The organism is Trichocoleus sp. Lan (assembly GCF_039961855.1).
In the GTDB taxonomy this organism is placed as follows: domain Bacteria; phylum Cyanobacteriota; class Cyanobacteriia; order Cyanobacteriales; family FACHB-T130; genus FACHB-T130.
Genome location: NZ_JAMPKA010000005.1, coordinates 261,701 through 277,415 on the forward strand (window position 1 = coordinate 261,701; position 15,715 = coordinate 277,415).

14 protein-coding genes are annotated in these 15,715 nt (G+C 47.5%); 7 read left to right on the plus strand and 7 right to left on the minus strand.

The window, feature by feature from the left end; genetic code table 11:
• Positions 1–91: 91 nt before the first annotated feature.
• Positions 92–1,426, minus strand: a complete 1,335-nt coding sequence (locus NDA03_RS07005) for a methyltransferase domain-containing protein (protein ID WP_190412834.1) — start codon at positions 1,424–1,426, stop codon at positions 92–94.
• Positions 1,427–1,620: 194 nt separating this feature from the next.
• On the opposite strand from NDA03_RS07005, the gene trxB reads away from it, so the two are divergent.
• From trxB to NDA03_RS07025, 4 genes are all read left to right on the plus strand, one after another.
• Positions 1,621–3,003: a thioredoxin-disulfide reductase gene (trxB, locus tag NDA03_RS07010; RefSeq protein ID WP_190412903.1), complete on the plus strand. Its 1,383-nt coding sequence runs from the start codon at positions 1,621–1,623 to the stop codon at positions 3,001–3,003.
• 183 nt (positions 3,004–3,186) lie between these two features.
• On the plus strand, positions 3,187–4,092 hold the full coding sequence (locus NDA03_RS07015) for an ABC transporter permease (protein ID WP_348237670.1): 906 nt from the start codon (positions 3,187–3,189) through the stop codon (positions 4,090–4,092).
• Positions 4,093–4,186: 94 nt separating this feature from the next.
• Entirely contained in the window at positions 4,187–4,732 is a 546-nt protein-coding gene (locus NDA03_RS07020; RefSeq protein ID WP_190439885.1) for a hypothetical protein, read from the plus strand.
• 177 nt (positions 4,733–4,909) lie between these two features.
• A complete protein-coding gene (locus NDA03_RS07025; RefSeq protein WP_348237686.1) occupies positions 4,910–5,809 on the plus strand; it encodes an ROK family protein in 900 nt (299 codons plus the stop codon).
• Between the two features lie 73 nt (positions 5,810–5,882).
• On the opposite strand, the gene NDA03_RS07030 is transcribed toward NDA03_RS07025, so the two are convergent.
• From NDA03_RS07030 to NDA03_RS07040, 3 genes are read right to left on the minus strand one after another with little or no spacing between them, the layout of a single operon-like run.
• Positions 5,883–6,299, minus strand: coding sequence for a hypothetical protein (locus NDA03_RS07030; RefSeq protein WP_190412837.1), 417 nt, complete (start codon positions 6,297–6,299; stop codon positions 5,883–5,885).
• A gap of 9 nt (positions 6,300–6,308) precedes the next feature.
• A complete protein-coding gene (locus NDA03_RS07035) occupies positions 6,309–6,449 on the minus strand; it encodes a hypothetical protein (protein ID WP_348237671.1) in 141 nt (46 codons plus the stop codon).
• Positions 6,418–8,091, minus strand: coding sequence for a CTP synthase (locus tag NDA03_RS07040; RefSeq protein ID WP_190426692.1), 1,674 nt, complete (start codon positions 8,089–8,091; stop codon positions 6,418–6,420). The genes NDA03_RS07035 and NDA03_RS07040 overlap by 32 nt, the downstream gene beginning before the upstream one ends.
• 535 nt (positions 8,092–8,626) lie before the next feature.
• On the opposite strand from NDA03_RS07040, the gene NDA03_RS07045 reads away from it, so the two are divergent.
• The gene (locus NDA03_RS07045) at positions 8,627–9,178 is read left to right on the plus strand and encodes a pyridoxamine 5'-phosphate oxidase family protein (protein ID WP_190426697.1); all 552 of its coding nucleotides are present in this window, start codon (positions 8,627–8,629) and stop codon (positions 9,176–9,178) included.
• Positions 9,179–9,234: 56 nt separating this feature from the next.
• Positions 9,235–11,010: an N-acetylmuramoyl-L-alanine amidase gene (locus NDA03_RS07050; RefSeq protein WP_190439890.1), complete on the plus strand. Its 1,776-nt coding sequence runs from the start codon at positions 9,235–9,237 to the stop codon at positions 11,008–11,010.
• 90 nt (positions 11,011–11,100) lie between these two features.
• On the opposite strand, the gene NDA03_RS07055 is transcribed toward NDA03_RS07050, so the two are convergent.
• From NDA03_RS07055 to NDA03_RS07065, 3 genes are all read right to left on the minus strand, one after another.
• Positions 11,101–11,916, minus strand: coding sequence for an Rpn family recombination-promoting nuclease/putative transposase (locus NDA03_RS07055; RefSeq protein ID WP_348237672.1), 816 nt, complete (start codon positions 11,914–11,916; stop codon positions 11,101–11,103).
• 69 nt (positions 11,917–11,985) lie between these two features.
• Positions 11,986–14,100 carry a TIGR00300 family protein gene (locus NDA03_RS07060; RefSeq protein WP_348237673.1) on the minus strand — a complete coding sequence of 705 codons (2,115 nt, stop codon included), beginning with the start codon at positions 14,098–14,100 and terminating at the stop codon, positions 11,986–11,988.
• Between the two features lie 218 nt (positions 14,101–14,318).
• Complete coding sequence (locus NDA03_RS07065) at positions 14,319–15,002, minus strand: GDSL-type esterase/lipase family protein (RefSeq protein WP_190527768.1); 684 nt, start codon at positions 15,000–15,002, stop codon at positions 14,319–14,321.
• Between the two features lie 241 nt (positions 15,003–15,243).
• On the opposite strand from NDA03_RS07065, the gene NDA03_RS07070 reads away from it, so the two are divergent.
• Positions 15,244–15,696 (plus strand): hypothetical protein, encoded by a 453-nt coding sequence (locus tag NDA03_RS07070; protein ID WP_348237674.1) that lies wholly within the window; start codon positions 15,244–15,246, stop codon positions 15,694–15,696.
• Positions 15,697–15,715 lie beyond the last annotated feature (19 nt).

Genomic DNA, 15,715 nt, shown 5'->3' on the forward strand with positions numbered 1-15,715 from the left:
TGATTTCTCTCTTCTGGACATAACTTACCCACTTCCAATCGCTTTCATATCACCCTTGCAAAAAAAATTTTGTCATAGCTATGCGGAAGTCTTAAGTGGATCGCTCCAAAAGTACATATAGAAAGACTTCCAGCCTACCTAGAAGCTGCTTTACTTCGTTAAAAGCTTCCATTTCAGTCATGGGTTCCATGCTGACTAGGTTGAGGGGTTGGAGCTTGAGCCAACGTTCCACTAAGGACATAAAGGGGTGTTGTTCCTCCCATAGAGGTAGCAGACAAGCGATCGCGCTACTGTTTAGCAGGACGGGAGCTATGACTGAAGTAGTGATATACTTACTTATTTCAAATGGCTTCTGCTCGGCGAGGCACTTGAGCAGGTCTTCATGCACTTTTGGGTTTTTCAGCTGAGGATGCAGATGCACCTGTGCTGTTTGCCAGTCAGATAGCTCCCATTTATCGATAGGTACAGGGGAGTCTACCTGACTGGGGTGAGCGCACCAGAAGTCCAATAGCCGATGGGTAGGGTGTAGAAGTTCAAACAGATGTAGCCGTTCTTCTATGGAAACTTCTGGCAAACTCATAGCCCAGAAAGCAGGTAAGTTATCTGGCTCCTTGAATAAGTCTGTCACATCCCAAAGCCGCCAGTAAACCATGCTGACAAATTCTAGGTCTGCTGCTCTCAAAAGCGCAAACATTTCGGGAATTGTATATCCTTTGTCACCCACAAGAAGGTGATTCGATAAAAGTGATTGTTTCCCCTCTGGGGCTTCATAACCCGGATGCCAAGTTCTTACTTTGAGTTCTACTCCATCCTGTAGAGATTTCATTGTTTCTATGGCAATCTCTATTTCCATTTCTTCTGGATTCTTATCCATCAAGCCCATCATCTTAAATATTTCTTGGGCGCGAAAAAAACCAATTCTCTGAATCGAGCTATGTAGATTAGTACGAATAATTCCTTGGGGTTTAAGAACAGATTTCATTGCCCTTAAGCCCGCAGCTACATCAGGAACTAGGTATAGGACTTCATCATTATTTATGTAGTCAAATTCCATGCCTAGTTGAGGCAAATCGTAAATAGATAGAACATGAAATTCTGTATTAGCCTCAAATCCATGATGCTTTAAGCGTTGTCGAGCAAGTTTAACAGACTCTTCTGATATATCGATCCCAACAATTTTTGCTCCCGGATTTGCTTCTGCCAATACTAGGGATTTGTAGCCACTGCCACAGCCAGCATCTAAAATTACTTTCCCCTCTGTGTCTAAAACTTTTTGATTCCTTAAATAGTAAGAGGTAACCAAGTTATGAATATAAAGTCCATTAACGTCATCCTTGGGTGATTGATCTAGCGGGGTTCTCGGATAAGGAGAATTTTCAAATTGCTGGCGAATTTTTTCTAGTAACTCTGATGATTGGTCGTTCATTGGAAATGTCTCCCGATGCTGTAATTTGGCACGTCTGGGAAGTTGGGCAAAATCTAGTTCATGCCAGCACTCCCCTTCAAGGGTTCCCACTTTTAAGGCAAAACTATACTAGCGAGCGAAAGTTTTTTGCGCTCATTGCCTCACCAGCAGTTATACTAAAGCTATACGTAGTCGTTATGAGTTTGCATAACCCTATGACGAACCTAACTGTAGAGAACTTGGTGATTATTGGTTCTGGTCCTGCGGGATATACCGCTGCTATCTATGCGGCGCGTGCGAACCTGAAACCCTTTGTGTTTGAAGGCTTTCAGGCTGGGGGGCTACCTGGCGGGCAGCTGATGACAACGACGGAAGTGGAGAACTTTCCGGGGTTTCCAGAAAGGATTACAGGACCGGAGTTGATGGATCGGATGAAGGCGCAGGCTGAGAGATGGGGGGCTGAGTTAGTCACCGAGGATGTGATATCGGTTGATTTGAGTCAGCGTCCTTTTACTGTCCGCTCTGAAGAACGGGAAGTTAGAACTCATAGTATTGTAATTGCTACTGGGGCGACGGCGAAAAGGTTAGGGCTGCCCAGCGAGCATGAATTTTGGAGTCGCGGGATCTCGGCTTGTGCGATTTGTGATGGTGCGACGCCTATCTTCCACGGTGCGGAACTGGCTGTGGTTGGTGGGGGTGACTCGGCGGCTGAGGAATCAGTTTACTTGACTAAATATGGCGATCGCGTTCACATGCTGATTCGCGGCGACAAGATGCGGGCAAGTAAAGCAATGCAGGATCGGGTGCTGAATAACCCTAGGATTACGCTTCACTGGAATTCTCAGCCTGTGGATGTTGTCGGTGAAGATGGTCGGATGACCGGGATTAAGCTCAAACATACTCAGACTGGGGAAGAGAGTGTTCTCCCTGTTAAAGGATTGTTCTACGCGGTTGGTCATCAGCCCAACACGTCCTTATTTAAAGGGCAGATGGAATTGGATGAGGTTGGTTATGTCGTCACGAAGCCTGGTTCGGTGGAGACGAGTGTAGAAGGTGTCTTTGCTGCGGGGGATGTCCAGGATCGTGAATATCGTCAGGCGATTACTGCGGCGGGTACTGGGTGTATGGCAGCAATGTTGGCGGAACGATGGCTATCTGTTAATGGTTTGCTCCAGGAGTATCGTCAGCAGATACATACGTCTGAAGAGCCAGATACACCGGCAGATGAGCCTGGTGATAAGATAGCTGAGCTGAATCCAGAAGCGGCGTTTAACCCGCAGGCGACGAGGCATGAGGGTAGCTATGCGTTGCGGAAGCTATTTCATGATAGCGATCGCCTGCTGATGGTCAAATATGTCTCACCCAATTGCGGCCCTTGCCATACGCTTAAGCCGATCTTGAATAAGGTGGTGGATGAGTTCGATGGCAAAATTCACTTTGTAGAAATTGACATCGCGGAAGATAGAGACATTGCCGAGAATGCTGGTGTTACTGGAACGCCTACAGTGCAGTTCTTCAAGAACAAAGAATTAGTGGGTGAGATGAAGGGCGTTAAGCAAAAGAGCCAGTTTCGCCAAATGATTGAGCAATATGTCTAGCAAGGGTTTCAGGAATCAGGCGGATAGAATTCGCAGCTATACCAACAAAACCTGCTAGGCAAGGGTTTAAAATGAAGTCCGCGTAGCATCCGGACTTCGCTTGATAAAAGCGAAACAACTTCTGTTCCCTTCTTCTGAAGGGGGGTTGGCGTAGCCGCGATTTATCATCGCCAGGATATATTGATGACCCCGACAAAACTTCCCTTACCTCAACTTTTGCGTTTATCTGGGCGTCCCAGTCTCTCCATGCAGATGATGCGGGTGGGAATTGTTATCACCTTGATGTTCGTGCTAATAGCTTTTCTCACTCCCGCATTTCAGGCTTGGGGATGGGTGCAAAATCCCTTGGAGTCCTTAGCTAATCCGATTCATGAGCCGCCCTCGTGGCGTCATTGGTTTGGTACCAGTCGCCAAGGGTACGATGTTTTCTCGCGCACCCTATTTGGGAGCCAAGCGGCGCTGCAAGTGGTTATCTTGGCAACCGTGTTGAGCCTTGTCATCGGGGTGCCGTTGGGTTTAGTCAGCGGTTATTTGGGTGGTAGGTTGGATCGGGTGCTGCTATTTTTGATGGATACAATTTATACGTTGCCGGGGCTGTTGCTGTCGGTGACGCTGGCGTTTGTGGTGGGACGAGGGGTCTTAAATGCCGCGATCGCGCTCAGCATTTCCTACATTCCCCAATATTATCGAGTCGTCCGCAACCATACGGTTAGTGTTAAAACAGAACTGTTCATCGAAGCCGCTCAAGCAATGGGGGCAGACACTTGGAGGGTTCTCTCTCGCTACCTGTTTCTTAATGTGATTCAGAGCGTGCCTGTATTATTCACTCTGAATGCTGCCGATGCAATTTTGATTTTGGGCAGTTTGGGTTTTCTAGGGTTAGGGCTTGCCGATCAGGTTCCAGAATGGGGCTACGATCTCCGTCAGGCGCTGGATGCTCTGCCTACTGGCATTTGGTGGACAGCGCTTTTCCCAGGCTTAGCGATGACGCTGATGGTGGTAGGGTTGTCTCTGGTGGGAGAAGGATTAAGCGAGTTTGTGAATCCCCGGTTGCGGAGAGAAAATTGGAACCAAAAATCCCCTGAATAGAGTCAAATATTTTATCGGTAATGGGTAATCGAAACCTTTTTATACAATGACCTATTACCAACGATCCATTACCAATAAGCACTGCTGCTGAGATATGAAAGACAATATTTCTTTAATTGCTGCCGCTACAGGTGGTTTTATGTTATCTATTGCGATCGCTGGGATACTTAGGGCGGCACCTGTCACAGGTTTGAAGGTGCAAGCCAGTCCCAACACGGCCCAAGTATCGGATTTGCAGCTTAAACCTGTTTATCCCGATGAAACTGTTAGTTATACCCTGAATGAAAGGTTTTCTGTAAAAAATTCAATGCGCGTTCTTCCACAAATTAAGGGGGCGTTGAATAGTTTTCACACTTTGACGGAAAAAAGTAAATCTGCTTTGGGAGAAAAAGCTATCTCTGAGGTAGGGAATACTGATTGGGAAGTTCAAAACTTGGGCTTTACTAACTGGGTTGCTTCCGTTGAAGGGACAATTAAAAAGCAAGATTATCAGATGAAAAAGCTGGAGTTTGAATTAGCGAAAAAGCAGTATGAAGACAAAGAAATTGTAAAAGCAGTATTAGACCAGAAAGCGGTAAGTTATCAGCAGGCTAAGCAAGAATTTCAAAAGTTCTGGAATTCCTTTAAAATTTCAGACTGATATTAAGGGTCGTGGATTAAATAACTGACAAACTTCACCTTCTGTAGGGGCATTGCAATGCAATGCCCCTACAGAAGGAATTGGGACTTTATAAATCAGCTCTAAAGGTTGGGAAAAGTGACAAATGGCATGAATATAGATAAGTGGTATTAGTTTTTGGAAATTAGAAGAACGGTTGTGGTGAATCGGGAAGTAATTGGCATTGATCTGGGAGGAACGGCAATTAAGCTGGGGAGGTTCCGCGAGGATGGGACTTGCTTGGAGTCGTTGAGTGTGGCGACACCGCAACCGGCAACACCGACAGCGGTTTTGGATGCGATGATAGAAGCGATCGCGCATCTCGATCCGGAAAGACACGCGATCGCGCTCGGTATCGGCACCCCAGGCCCAGTGGATGCATCAGGTAGAATTGCCAGAGTAGCAATTAACCTCGCAGGTTGGCATGATGTGCCCCTCGCAGATTGGTTAGAAGCCAAAACAGGTTTACCCACAGTTCTGGCTAATGATGCTAACTGTGCTGGGATGGGAGAAGCTTGGTTAGGAGCTGGACGCCATTACCGGAATTTGATTCTGCTAACACTCGGTACAGGTGTGGGGGGTGCGATTATCCTCGATGGGAACCTGTTTGTGGGTCATCAAGGTGCCGCCGCTGAGCTAGGATTAATTACCTTAAATCCAGAGGGTCCGCCCTGTAATAGCGGCAATCAAGGCTCTTTAGAGCAATATACCTCAGTAGCCGCCATTCGCCGCCGCACGGGATTAGAACCAGAGGAACTGGGCAAGTTGGCAAGGGCAGGCGATCCGCAAGTATTAAAATTTTGGCAAAGCTACGGACGCGATCTCGGTGTTGGATTATCGAGTCTCATTTATGTTTTAACGCCGGAAGCGATTGTCATTGGCGGCGGCGTTAGTGCAAGTGCAGAATTTTTCTTTCCGGCTGCACAAGCAGAAATTGAGCGGCGGGTGCTGAAGAGTTCCCGTGAGGGTTTGCACCTAATAAAAGCTGAGTTAGGCAACCAAGCTGGAATGGTTGGGGCGGCAAAATTGGCTTGGCAAATTTTGAAGACTGAAAGTTGAGGGTTGAGGGCTGGGTACTGAGGGTTGAGGATTGAGGAGTGTTAGTCTCAACACTTGTCGTTCTCCCTACTGGTTAAAATGAGTGCCCGGTTTTCTGTTTGATATATTCCAAAATTTTCTGATAGCAATCCGGGTCATTCTGCTTGTTGATAATGATGGGAATAGCACTATTCGGCAACCAGAACGTGAGCCTACCGTTAGAAGAATAGGAAAAGCTACTGATACGGTTGAGATCGACTACATATTCATTCCGTTCATAACTAACTTTGATCCAAGATGCTGCCAGTGAATGGAAGCTAACTTGTTGAATATAGTCCATTACTTGCTGATAGCCATCCGGGTTACTTTGACGGTTGATAATAATTGGGATGGCACTATCAGGCAACCAAAAAGTTACCTTACCGTTCGGGGTGCAAGCGAAGGCACTGATGCGGTCAAGATCGATTACATATTCATTTCGCTCATAACTCACTTTAATCCAATACGCCACATGACCTCCTCACATTAAGGTGAGTTCTGGCACTGACAACGCTCCCCCGCGCAAGTGGTTGGTGGAAAGCAGGACGTGAAGCGATCGCTTTCCGTCCTGCTGGAATTGCCAGCAACTGTTAAGATACCTCAGCTGCTTGGAGCGTCGCATCTTCTTGGGTAGGCTGTGAGGAGTCAGAACGAGCAAGTCCGGGGTCAAGCTGGGCTAGTGCCGCTTGAATCAATCCCTGGAACATCGGGTGGGGATTACTGGGTCGAGAGCTAAATTCCGGGTGGAATTGGGTGGCAATAAAGAAAGGATGGTTAGGTAGTTCAATAATTTCCACTAATCGCCCATCCGGCGAGGTACCGCTGATCGCATAGCCGGTTTCTAAAAACAGGTTGCGATAAGCATTATTAAACTCATACCGATGCCGATGCCGTTCGTAAACCACTTCTTCTTGATAGAGCCGGAAGGCTAGAGTATTGGGCGCTAAACGACAAGCATATAGCCCCAAGCGCATCGTGCCGCCCAAATCCACCACATCTTGCTGTTCCGGTAACAGGTTGATCACCGGATTCGATCCATTCGGGGCAAATTCAGCACTATTGGCATCTTCTAATCCTGCGACGTGTCGCGCCCATTCAATCACCGAACATTGCATCCCCAGACACAAACCGAGGAAGGGGATCTGGTTTTTACGGGCGTATTCAATCGCCGCAATTTTGCCATCGACACCCCGAACGCCAAAACCTCCAGGTACTACAATGCCGTTCACACCAGCCAGGTAAGTTTCGGCACTGCCCGATTCGATGCTTTCCGAGCTAACCCAACGGAGGTTAAGGTCACAATTCACTGCGATCGCTGCATGGCGCAAAGCTTCCAACACTGAGAGATAGGCATCTGTTAACCTTACATATTTACCAACGATGGCAATCTCTATCCGGTGAGTTGGATGATATAGGCGATCTACTAAGATTTTCCACTGGCTCAAGTTGGGTTGGCGTTGCTCTAGTTGCAACAATTCTAGGGTTTGCTGTGCTAGTCCTTCCCGTTCTAAAATCAACGGCACTTCGTAGATACTTTTGGCATCTTGGGCTGTAATCACGCACTCGACGGGAACATCGCAGAACTCTGAGATTTTTTCTTTGAGTCCTGGGTGTAGAGGGCGATCGCATCTACAAACTAAAATATCCGGTTGAATCCCGATCGACCGCAATTCCTTCACCGAATGCTGCGTCGGCTTGGTTTTCATCTCCCCTGCTGAGGGAATCCACGGCATCAGGGTTACGTGCATATACAGCACGTTATGACGCCCCACATCTTTGCGGAACTGACGAATTGCTTCCAAAAATGGCAGGGATTCAATATCGCCCACCGTGCCGCCAATTTCCGTAATCACCACATCCGGGTTAGTATTTTTGGCAACTCGCTGGATGCGATCTTTGATTTCATTCGTAATATGGGGAATTACCTGGACGGTGCCCCCCATATAATCGCCACGACGCTCTTTATTGAGTACCGCTTGGTAAATCGAGCCAGTTGTGACGCTATTGAGCCGAGACATGGACGTATCGGTGAAGCGTTCGTAGTGCCCCAAGTCCAAATCCGTCTCGGCACCATCTGCCGTTACGAACACTTCTCCGTGCTGAAAAGGACTCATCGTCCCCGGATCGACGTTAATATACGGATCTAATTTCAGGATAGAAACCGAATAGTCACGCGACTTCAGCAAGCGTCCTAAACTTGCTGCTACAATTCCCTTGCCGATACTGGAAACCACGCCGCCGGTGACAAAGACAAACTTAGTCATAAAATGCTTAAAAGAAGAGCCATGTCGGCAACCCACCCCGTTAATTGTGCCACAGTCTTAACGAGTTGTTCGTTGCTTGTTGTTTGCAGTCTGCGATCGGTGATCGCTGGTTTGTAAAACCTTGGCAGAGTGGCTTTGTTGGCTGCCTTATCACCTATCCTATAGGAACGATAACAAGGCTAACAGTTGCTTTGCGATCGCTTATAGACCTTCAAACCCCTCAAAGGACTGACGACGGACAATTCCCACGCTTGGGCGATCGCGCTTTTGGTACGGTTTAACCCCTGAGTGACACTATTTTTGGCTTTGACTGATACCTCCCGACTTCGCTGCTAGCATTCTGGTATTAGCACTTTGCCTTTACCGGAAGTTAGACGAAATCGATAGCTTCGTTCCTTTCAATGCCATCAATCCCACTCGTTTTCCTGCCAATTAGATTCTAAACTATTGATACCTGGTAATGCTTCGACCTCTGTAAATTGCTTGATAATTAAAATACTATTAACTGGATAATCGGTGGGCTAAGACACTAGACATGGCTAAAGTTTACGATGAATTAAATCAGAATCTCCGAGACTTTATTCAGGAGCAGAAAATCTTCTTTACCGCGACTGCACCGAAAGAAGGTCGGATTAATTTGTCGCCTAAAGGAGTAGATACTTTCCGCTGTATTGATAATAATACAGTGGCTTACCTTGATTTAACTGGGAGTGGCAACGAGACCTCCGCTCATTTACATGAACCAGGAAATGGGCGGATGACGATCATGTTTTGCAGCTTTTCTGAAAAGCCTTTGATTCTTCGTTTATACGGTCAGGGAAAAGTAATTTTTCCAAGACATGAAGCTTGGGACAAATTTTATTCCTTGTTTACGCCAATCTTAGGAGAACGTCAGATAGTGGTACTTGAGATAAAATCAGTACAAACTTCATGCGGATATGGCGTGCCCATTTATGAACTGAAAGAAGAAAGAAAAACTATCAGAGAATGGGGTGAAAAAAAAGGGAAACAAGGAATCTTTGACTATTGGTGCGAAAAGAATCAAAAGAGTATCGATGGACTCCCCACAAAACTTTTACAAGATTAAAGAAACTTTTTTACTAATTTTATCCTCTAATTGATGTAAGGAACTTAGGATTTAACATGAGAAACATCCTGGGATTGGCTGTATTAGGGGTGGTTATGGCAGCACCAGTATCGGCAAAACAATCTCTTTACGTTTCCTATCCTCCTGCTAGCCATAAAACCACAGCTGACCGAATTTTCTTAATTGGCACAGCTCCACCGCCAGGAAAAGTGTTGGTGAATGGGAAAGCGATCGCGCGGAGCAAACAGGGGCATTTTGCTCCCAGTTTTCCGTTAAAGCCGGGAGAGAACCTCTTTACGGTGAGCTATCAAGGTCAAGCCGTCAAACTTAAAGTTACGCGGGCTGCCGCCCACCCTGAGCCACCAAAGGGGTTGGCATTTGCCAAAGATTCCCTGACTCCATCGCAGGATCTCGCCAGACTGCCGGGTGAGTTGCTGTGTTTCGGCGCAGTTGCTCCTGCTGACGCCAATGTTTCCGTCAATTTGGCGAATCAAACGATTCCGCTGACTAACCAGCAGCAGGTTGTACAGCTACCAGCGAATTCCGCTGCCTTAACTGCACAAAATCAACCTTATGCTGTCGCTGGGGCAGGACACTACCTGGGTTGTGCAGCAGCGGCGGCGGCGGCTGATTTGGGTCGTCCCCAGTTCAAAGTAGAAAAAAATGGGCAGATTGTGAGTCAGGAGGGACCGGCGAAGATTCAGATTCTCTCTCCAGCACAGCTAGAGGTGGCTGAGGTGATTGTTGATGCCGGGGTCGCCCGAACCGGGCCAAGTACAGATTATTCTCGCCTGACACCGCTGCCGAAAACTACGCGAGCTACAATTACAGGTCGAGACGGGGAATGGGTGCGCTTGGACTATGGCGGCTGGATTAACAGTAAAGAAGTTCAAATTGTCAAAGGTTCGGTGCCACCGCGATCGCTGATTCGCAGTATTCGCGCTCGGAAGATTCCCGGTGCCACAGAAGTCATTTTTCCCTTACAAGTGCCGGTACCGCTCGTTGTGCAGCAGGGCGATCGCACGCTGACATTAACGCTGTATAACACGACGGCGCAAACGGACATCATTCGCCTCGACCCCGATCCCGTCATTTCTCGCCTGGATTGGCAACAGGTCGCCCCAGAAACCGTTCAATATACGTTTAATCTCAAATCCGCTCAGCAATGGGGTTATACGGTGAGATATGAAGGCACGAGCCTGATTTTATCTCTGCGCCATCCCCCTCGTCTCACCTCTGGCCCCTCCCCTCTCCGTTCTCAGTCTTCCAACAAGCCTTTATCTGGAATCAAAATTGTTCTCGATCCCGGACATGGCGGTGAAGACAGTGGCGCAGGAGGGCCAACCGGCTATCCCGAAAAAGAGGTGACGCTCACCATGTCAAAGCTGATCGCCACTCAGCTAATTGCACGGGGTGCCACAGTGTACCTGACGCGGGAAGTTGATAAGGCGGTGTCGCTGCCAGAACGGGTGGCAATTATTGACGCAGTGAAACCGGCAATTTCGCTTTCAATTCACTACAATTCCCTCCCCGATGAAGGAGATGCCCAGAATACGCAGGGTTTTGGGACTTTTTGGTATCATCCCCAAGCCCACAGCTTAGCGATGTTTCTGCATAACTACATCGTGACTCAGGCGGGGCGTCCTTCCTACGGCGTTTTTTGGGATAACTTAGCCCTCGCGCGTCCTGCCTCTGCACCCTCTGTATTGCTGGAATTAGGTTTTATGAGCAATCCGGAAGAATTTGAATGGGTGGTCAATCCGCAAGCGCAGCAGAAGATGGCGGCAGCGATCGCAGAAGGCGTCACCCAATGGTTCAAAGTCGCTCGGTAAATACTCTTGTCGGCAGTAGGCTGGGTATGGGCATTCCCTTTGCAATGATTTGGGCAATGAATTCCCATCCCAGCAATACTAATTAAGTGCCTAATCGGAAGTCTTCGCTTCTGCGGCTTGTCTGACTTGCTCAATTGTCAAACTTAAAGCCTCTGCGACCTGTTCCACAATCAACCCTAATGCCAATAATCGAGGCACTGCTTCTAACTTAGCTTTCAGTTCACCTTCTTGCAGTCCTTCTTCTTTAGCTTCCTGCATGACATCTTGAAAGTATCTAGTCTGCTTTAACTCACTGAATCCAAACATTGCTTCCATCTCCTGGCGAGTCATTTGTGGAAACTTGTACAAGACTATTGTCTCAATCAACTCTATAAGTTGCCGCCTGACCCCTTCATCAGCAATTTCTTGGCTGGCTTTATTAAGTAACTGCCTTGCCAAGTCAGCGGCTTTCTTTTTAGTCTCTACAACTAATTTCACCACGCCCACGCCAAGAGATCGATCTGCCGCTTCTCCTAATTCATCTAAATATATCCGTCGAATTCGCGGGCTTGTCAGTAATTCTCGATACTGGGGCTTCACACCTGGAGCTAGGCTTTTGCTTCTAAAAATTACCACTCCTCTCCAATCGTTAGCTTGTTCGTATTGAGATAGGTAAAGAAAGATTTCTCCAAAAAAGCGCTGATAAAATCTTTCGTCGCGTTGAAATTGTACTTCTACAAAATAAATGGGTTGGTCAGCAGAATCGTCAAAGGGTAGAAATAAACCATCGAGGCGAAAGGCGGTTTGTTTGACTTCAACTGAGGTGAATTGATAGGTGTTGCCAGTTGATTCTGGTTGCCCAATCAATTCAAAGAAGATGCTGGGAAAAGTTTGAAATAGTTGATAGAAAATACTGTCAGTTTTCACGCTTTCAGCGCCACTATTGAAAAAACAAATAGGGTGGGCAGTGCCCACCCTATCGCATTTACACAATAATTAAGCTGTTTGAGCAATGTGATAAGGACTGGTTAATTTATCCAGCTGTTGCACTAACAGACTGAGGAATAAACCGACATCAGTGACGACACCGACGGATTCGACAGAACCGCGATCGCTCAATTTGGTGACAACGGCTGGGTTAATATCCACGCAGACCATCTTCACCCCGGCGGGTGTCATATTTCCCACCCCAATTGAGTGCAGCATGGAAGAGAGCATCAAAATCATGTCTGCACCTTGCAGCAGTTGAGAATACTCTTCCTGAGCTTTAATTAAGTCCATCTGAGTATCTGGCAAGGGGCCATCATCGCGGATGGAACCGGCAAGGCAGAAGGGGACGCCATTGCGGACGCACTCATACATGACACCGCTGTTAATCGCACCGTTCTCAACAGCTTTGGCAATACTGCCATAACGGCGAATCGTGTTAATTACTTTCAGGTGATGGCGGTGTCCCCCACGAACGGCGACGCCACGTTTCATATCCACACCCAGCGAGGTTCCCAGCATGGATTGCTCAATGTCGTGGACAGCGATCGCATTTCCTCCCAGCAACGCCTGCACATAACCTTGCCGAATTAGATGCGTCAGGTGTTCGGCACCGCCAGTATGAATCACTACTGGCCCTGCTGTCACCACTACTTTACCGCCAGCATCGCGGATTTTGCGAAGTTCCCAGGCAACTTGTTCCACCACCAATTCCACGCGGCGTTCGCTGGAAACTCCGGCAGACATAAAACTGAATTCTTGGGTGTTGCGCTGTTCGCGGGATTCCGTCTTCCGCACCGTGCGGATACCGACGACATCAACCACCACCTGTTCGCCAAGTTCTAAATCCCGGAGCAGTTTACACCGTGCTACCCGTCCGTTGGGAGTTTGGGTAATGGCGATCGCTCCATCCATGCGTTGATCTTGCACCCGCACCCACTCCCCATTGATTCTGACTTCTGTGGGATAAATGGTGGACACATAGAAATCATCTGGAGCCACCCCAGCTTGGATGACATCTTCTAGCTTGGCATCGCGCTCATCGTGGGGCAAATTCACCGCACCCAAATCGATTAGCTGCGACAAAATCGCTTCCATCACATCGTGGGAAGGAGCCGACACTTTCACTTCTGCTGAGGAGGTACTTTGCCGTTGTTCTCCCAGACTGAAGTTGAGAACCTGGAAGCTGCCCCCATTTTCTACCACTAAGTCTAAAGCACGGTTGATTAAGCCGGAGTCCAGCAAATGCCCTTCTAGGCGAATCGTGCGGCTTTCCACTGAGACATTGGCATGGACTTCTTCTCGGACGGGTTCCGTCACCCGCAGCGTCAGGCACTTGGCAGCACCCCCGGCTTTCAAAAATTCTGTCAGCGGCGTTTCGATAACTTGAAATCCAACATCGGCAAGGCGTTTTTTGAGTGGCTCACTCGCCTTATTCATCACCACAACGTGGTCAATATTCACAGCGTTGCAGGCGAAATTTACCGCATCCGCTTCCTCGATGGCAATCCGCTTTTCCGGCGCAACTCGCATTTCAATGACGCGGTTGGAGTAAGAATCAAATGCCGGGGGATAGTAGAGCAAATAGCCGCCACTCAAGGGACAGAAGCAGGTATCCAGATGATAGAACCGCTCATCCATCAATCGCAGGGATAGCACTTCGATGTCGAGCCACTTTGCCAACAACGGGTGAGAATCGAGTTCTGAGCGGAAGCCGTATCCCGCCCACAACCAGCGCCCCTCTCGATCCAGCAGCGCATCGCCCGCGCCTTCAAACGGCAAGTCTTTAGGCAGTTCATGCACCTTATAGCCTTTTTCCTCAAACCATTGCTTGAAATAAGGCTCCTCACCCTGCCGCTCTTTGTGGAAGAAGCGGCTCAGGACAACGGTATCTCCCAGAACCAAGCCAGCATTGGCTGTAAACACCATGTCAGGCACACCGCGCTGGGGTGCAACCAAATCGACAATGGCGTGGTCTTTGAGGACGTAATGAAGCTTTTGCCATTGCTCGACGGCGCGATCGCGCGAGGATTTGTGAATATTGCCCTCCATCCAGGGATTAATCACATAATCCACGTCGTAATGGTCGGGAGCGCACATGAGGAAGCGGATCGAGGAGGTCATAAAAGAATCTCAAGTGAAATAGACAAGGGCAAACTCTTATTGGATACAGACTTTCTACGATCCAATTCTGTAGGACTTGTTACGAAATCTTTACCTCTTATTCGTAACAGCGAAAGTCAGCTCTAGAGGCTAATGTCTATTTTATTCCTTTACAACCCAAGGGACTTGACAAAAAGCGATTTATGGAAAATTTTTAACAGTTTCAGTGCAAATCGCTCCTATGTTTGATTAGCACTCCGTCGATATTGCAACAAGGTTGGAGGCCAAGTAGCTTGGGCTAATAAGGGCTGTAAGTTTTTAGCAACGCGGGAGGCTAAAAGCTGGTGTCCGGCAGCATTTGGATGAATGATATCTTCCTGGCGATTTTTTGGATTATCGACAATTCCAGTTAAAACCTGCGGAATTAAATAAGCCTGTGTATCTTTAGCAACACGCTGATAAAGTTCATCATATTCATCTTCTATGTAGCCGAGATTGATTCCTAGCAGCACAACAATTGCTTTTTGTTGTTGAATCGAAGTTACGATTTGCCGCAAGTTTTGTTCTGTCTCAGTTTTGGGAATTTTTCGCAGAAAATCATTTCCGCCTAATTCAACAATTACCAGCCAAGGTTCTGCTGTGATCGCATCTTTTTGTAAGCGACTCAACCCCATTGCGGTTGTATCGCCGCTAACACCGCGATTCAGTATTGGCAAACCGAGTTGACGACTCAACACGCTGGGAAAAGCTTCTGTCTTGTCCACGCCATATCCAGAGGCGATGCTATCGCCTAAAACAATAACTTGCTTACCAGCACCCGCTTTGAGGTTTTTGACATCATCGAAATTGTTGCCGCAACTGGTAACAACCAGCAGGGAAGCAAACAGCAAACTAAAGAACCACACCCATCGGCGTTTTTTCATGATAAAAAGCGATCGCTCTTTTGAAACTCTCTCAATTTTGGCAGTGGAATTTATAAATGCGATCGCTCTACTCCCCAAAAATATCCTCAGAATAGATTTCTGGAATTATAAAAACATAAACCCGCGTGGTGAGTTTCAAATAGTCCGCGCAGGCGGACTTCGTTTGTATAGCCGCGATTTATAATCGCCGGGGTTATTTTTGGGCTATAACTGACTAAAAATTGACCTTAACCTGTAATTTATGGAACCCGTAACGCTAACTGCTGTTGCTACTGCGATCGCAACCTTGGTTGCCACTAAGGCACTAGAAAAGACGACTGAAAACCTGACAGATAAGGTATTTGAGAAAAGTGGTAATTTGCTAATGCTACTCAAGAGCAAGTCTCCGAATACAACAAGGGCTATAGAATTAGCACCACAGCAGCCTTTGGATTATGGTCAAGCGGTTCTTGAGTTAGAAGCAGCAGCAAAAGACCCTGAAGTTACTGAGGCGATTTGGGAAGTGGAAGCAGCAGCAAATCAAGATCCAAATCCCAAACTTGCCGAAGAAGTCAAAGCAGTAGTAGATAAGCTCAAGTCTCAGCCGTCAATTGTCAACAATTTTGCGAAGTTAGCAGAGGAGATAAAAGCAGAGAAAGGTGCAATGGTTGCCCAATCCATCACAATTGAGCAACAAACTAATCACTACACTTGACCGCAGTCGCCCGACAGGG

Excerpts from the sequence above, each read along its gene's own strand:
- trxB (WP_190412903.1), top strand. The coding sequence starts at position 1,621 with ATGACGAACCTAACTGTAGAGAACTTGGTGATTATTGGTTCTGGTCCT.
- NDA03_RS07070 (WP_348237674.1), top strand. The coding sequence starts at position 15,244 with ATGGAACCCGTAACGCTAACTGCTGTTGCTACTGCGATCGCAACCTTG.
- NDA03_RS07015 (WP_348237670.1), top strand. The coding sequence starts at position 3,187 with ATGACCCCGACAAAACTTCCCTTACCTCAACTTTTGCGTTTATCTGGG.
- NDA03_RS07050 (WP_190439890.1), top strand. The coding sequence starts at position 9,235 with ATGAGAAACATCCTGGGATTGGCTGTATTAGGGGTGGTTATGGCAGCA.
- NDA03_RS07020 (WP_190439885.1), top strand. The coding sequence starts at position 4,187 with ATGAAAGACAATATTTCTTTAATTGCTGCCGCTACAGGTGGTTTTATG.
- NDA03_RS07060 (WP_348237673.1), bottom strand. The coding sequence starts at position 14,100 with ATGACCTCCTCGATCCGCTTCCTCATGTGCGCTCCCGACCATTACGAC.
- NDA03_RS07005 (WP_190412834.1), bottom strand. The coding sequence starts at position 1,426 with ATGAACGACCAATCATCAGAGTTACTAGAAAAAATTCGCCAGCAATTT.
- NDA03_RS07035 (WP_348237671.1), bottom strand. The coding sequence starts at position 6,449 with ATGCGACGCTCCAAGCAGCTGAGGTATCTTAACAGTTGCTGGCAATTC.
- NDA03_RS07065 (WP_190527768.1), bottom strand. The coding sequence starts at position 15,002 with ATGAAAAAACGCCGATGGGTGTGGTTCTTTAGTTTGCTGTTTGCTTCC.
- NDA03_RS07040 (WP_190426692.1), bottom strand. The coding sequence starts at position 8,091 with ATGACTAAGTTTGTCTTTGTCACCGGCGGCGTGGTTTCCAGTATCGGC.
- NDA03_RS07045 (WP_190426697.1), top strand. The coding sequence starts at position 8,627 with ATGGCTAAAGTTTACGATGAATTAAATCAGAATCTCCGAGACTTTATT.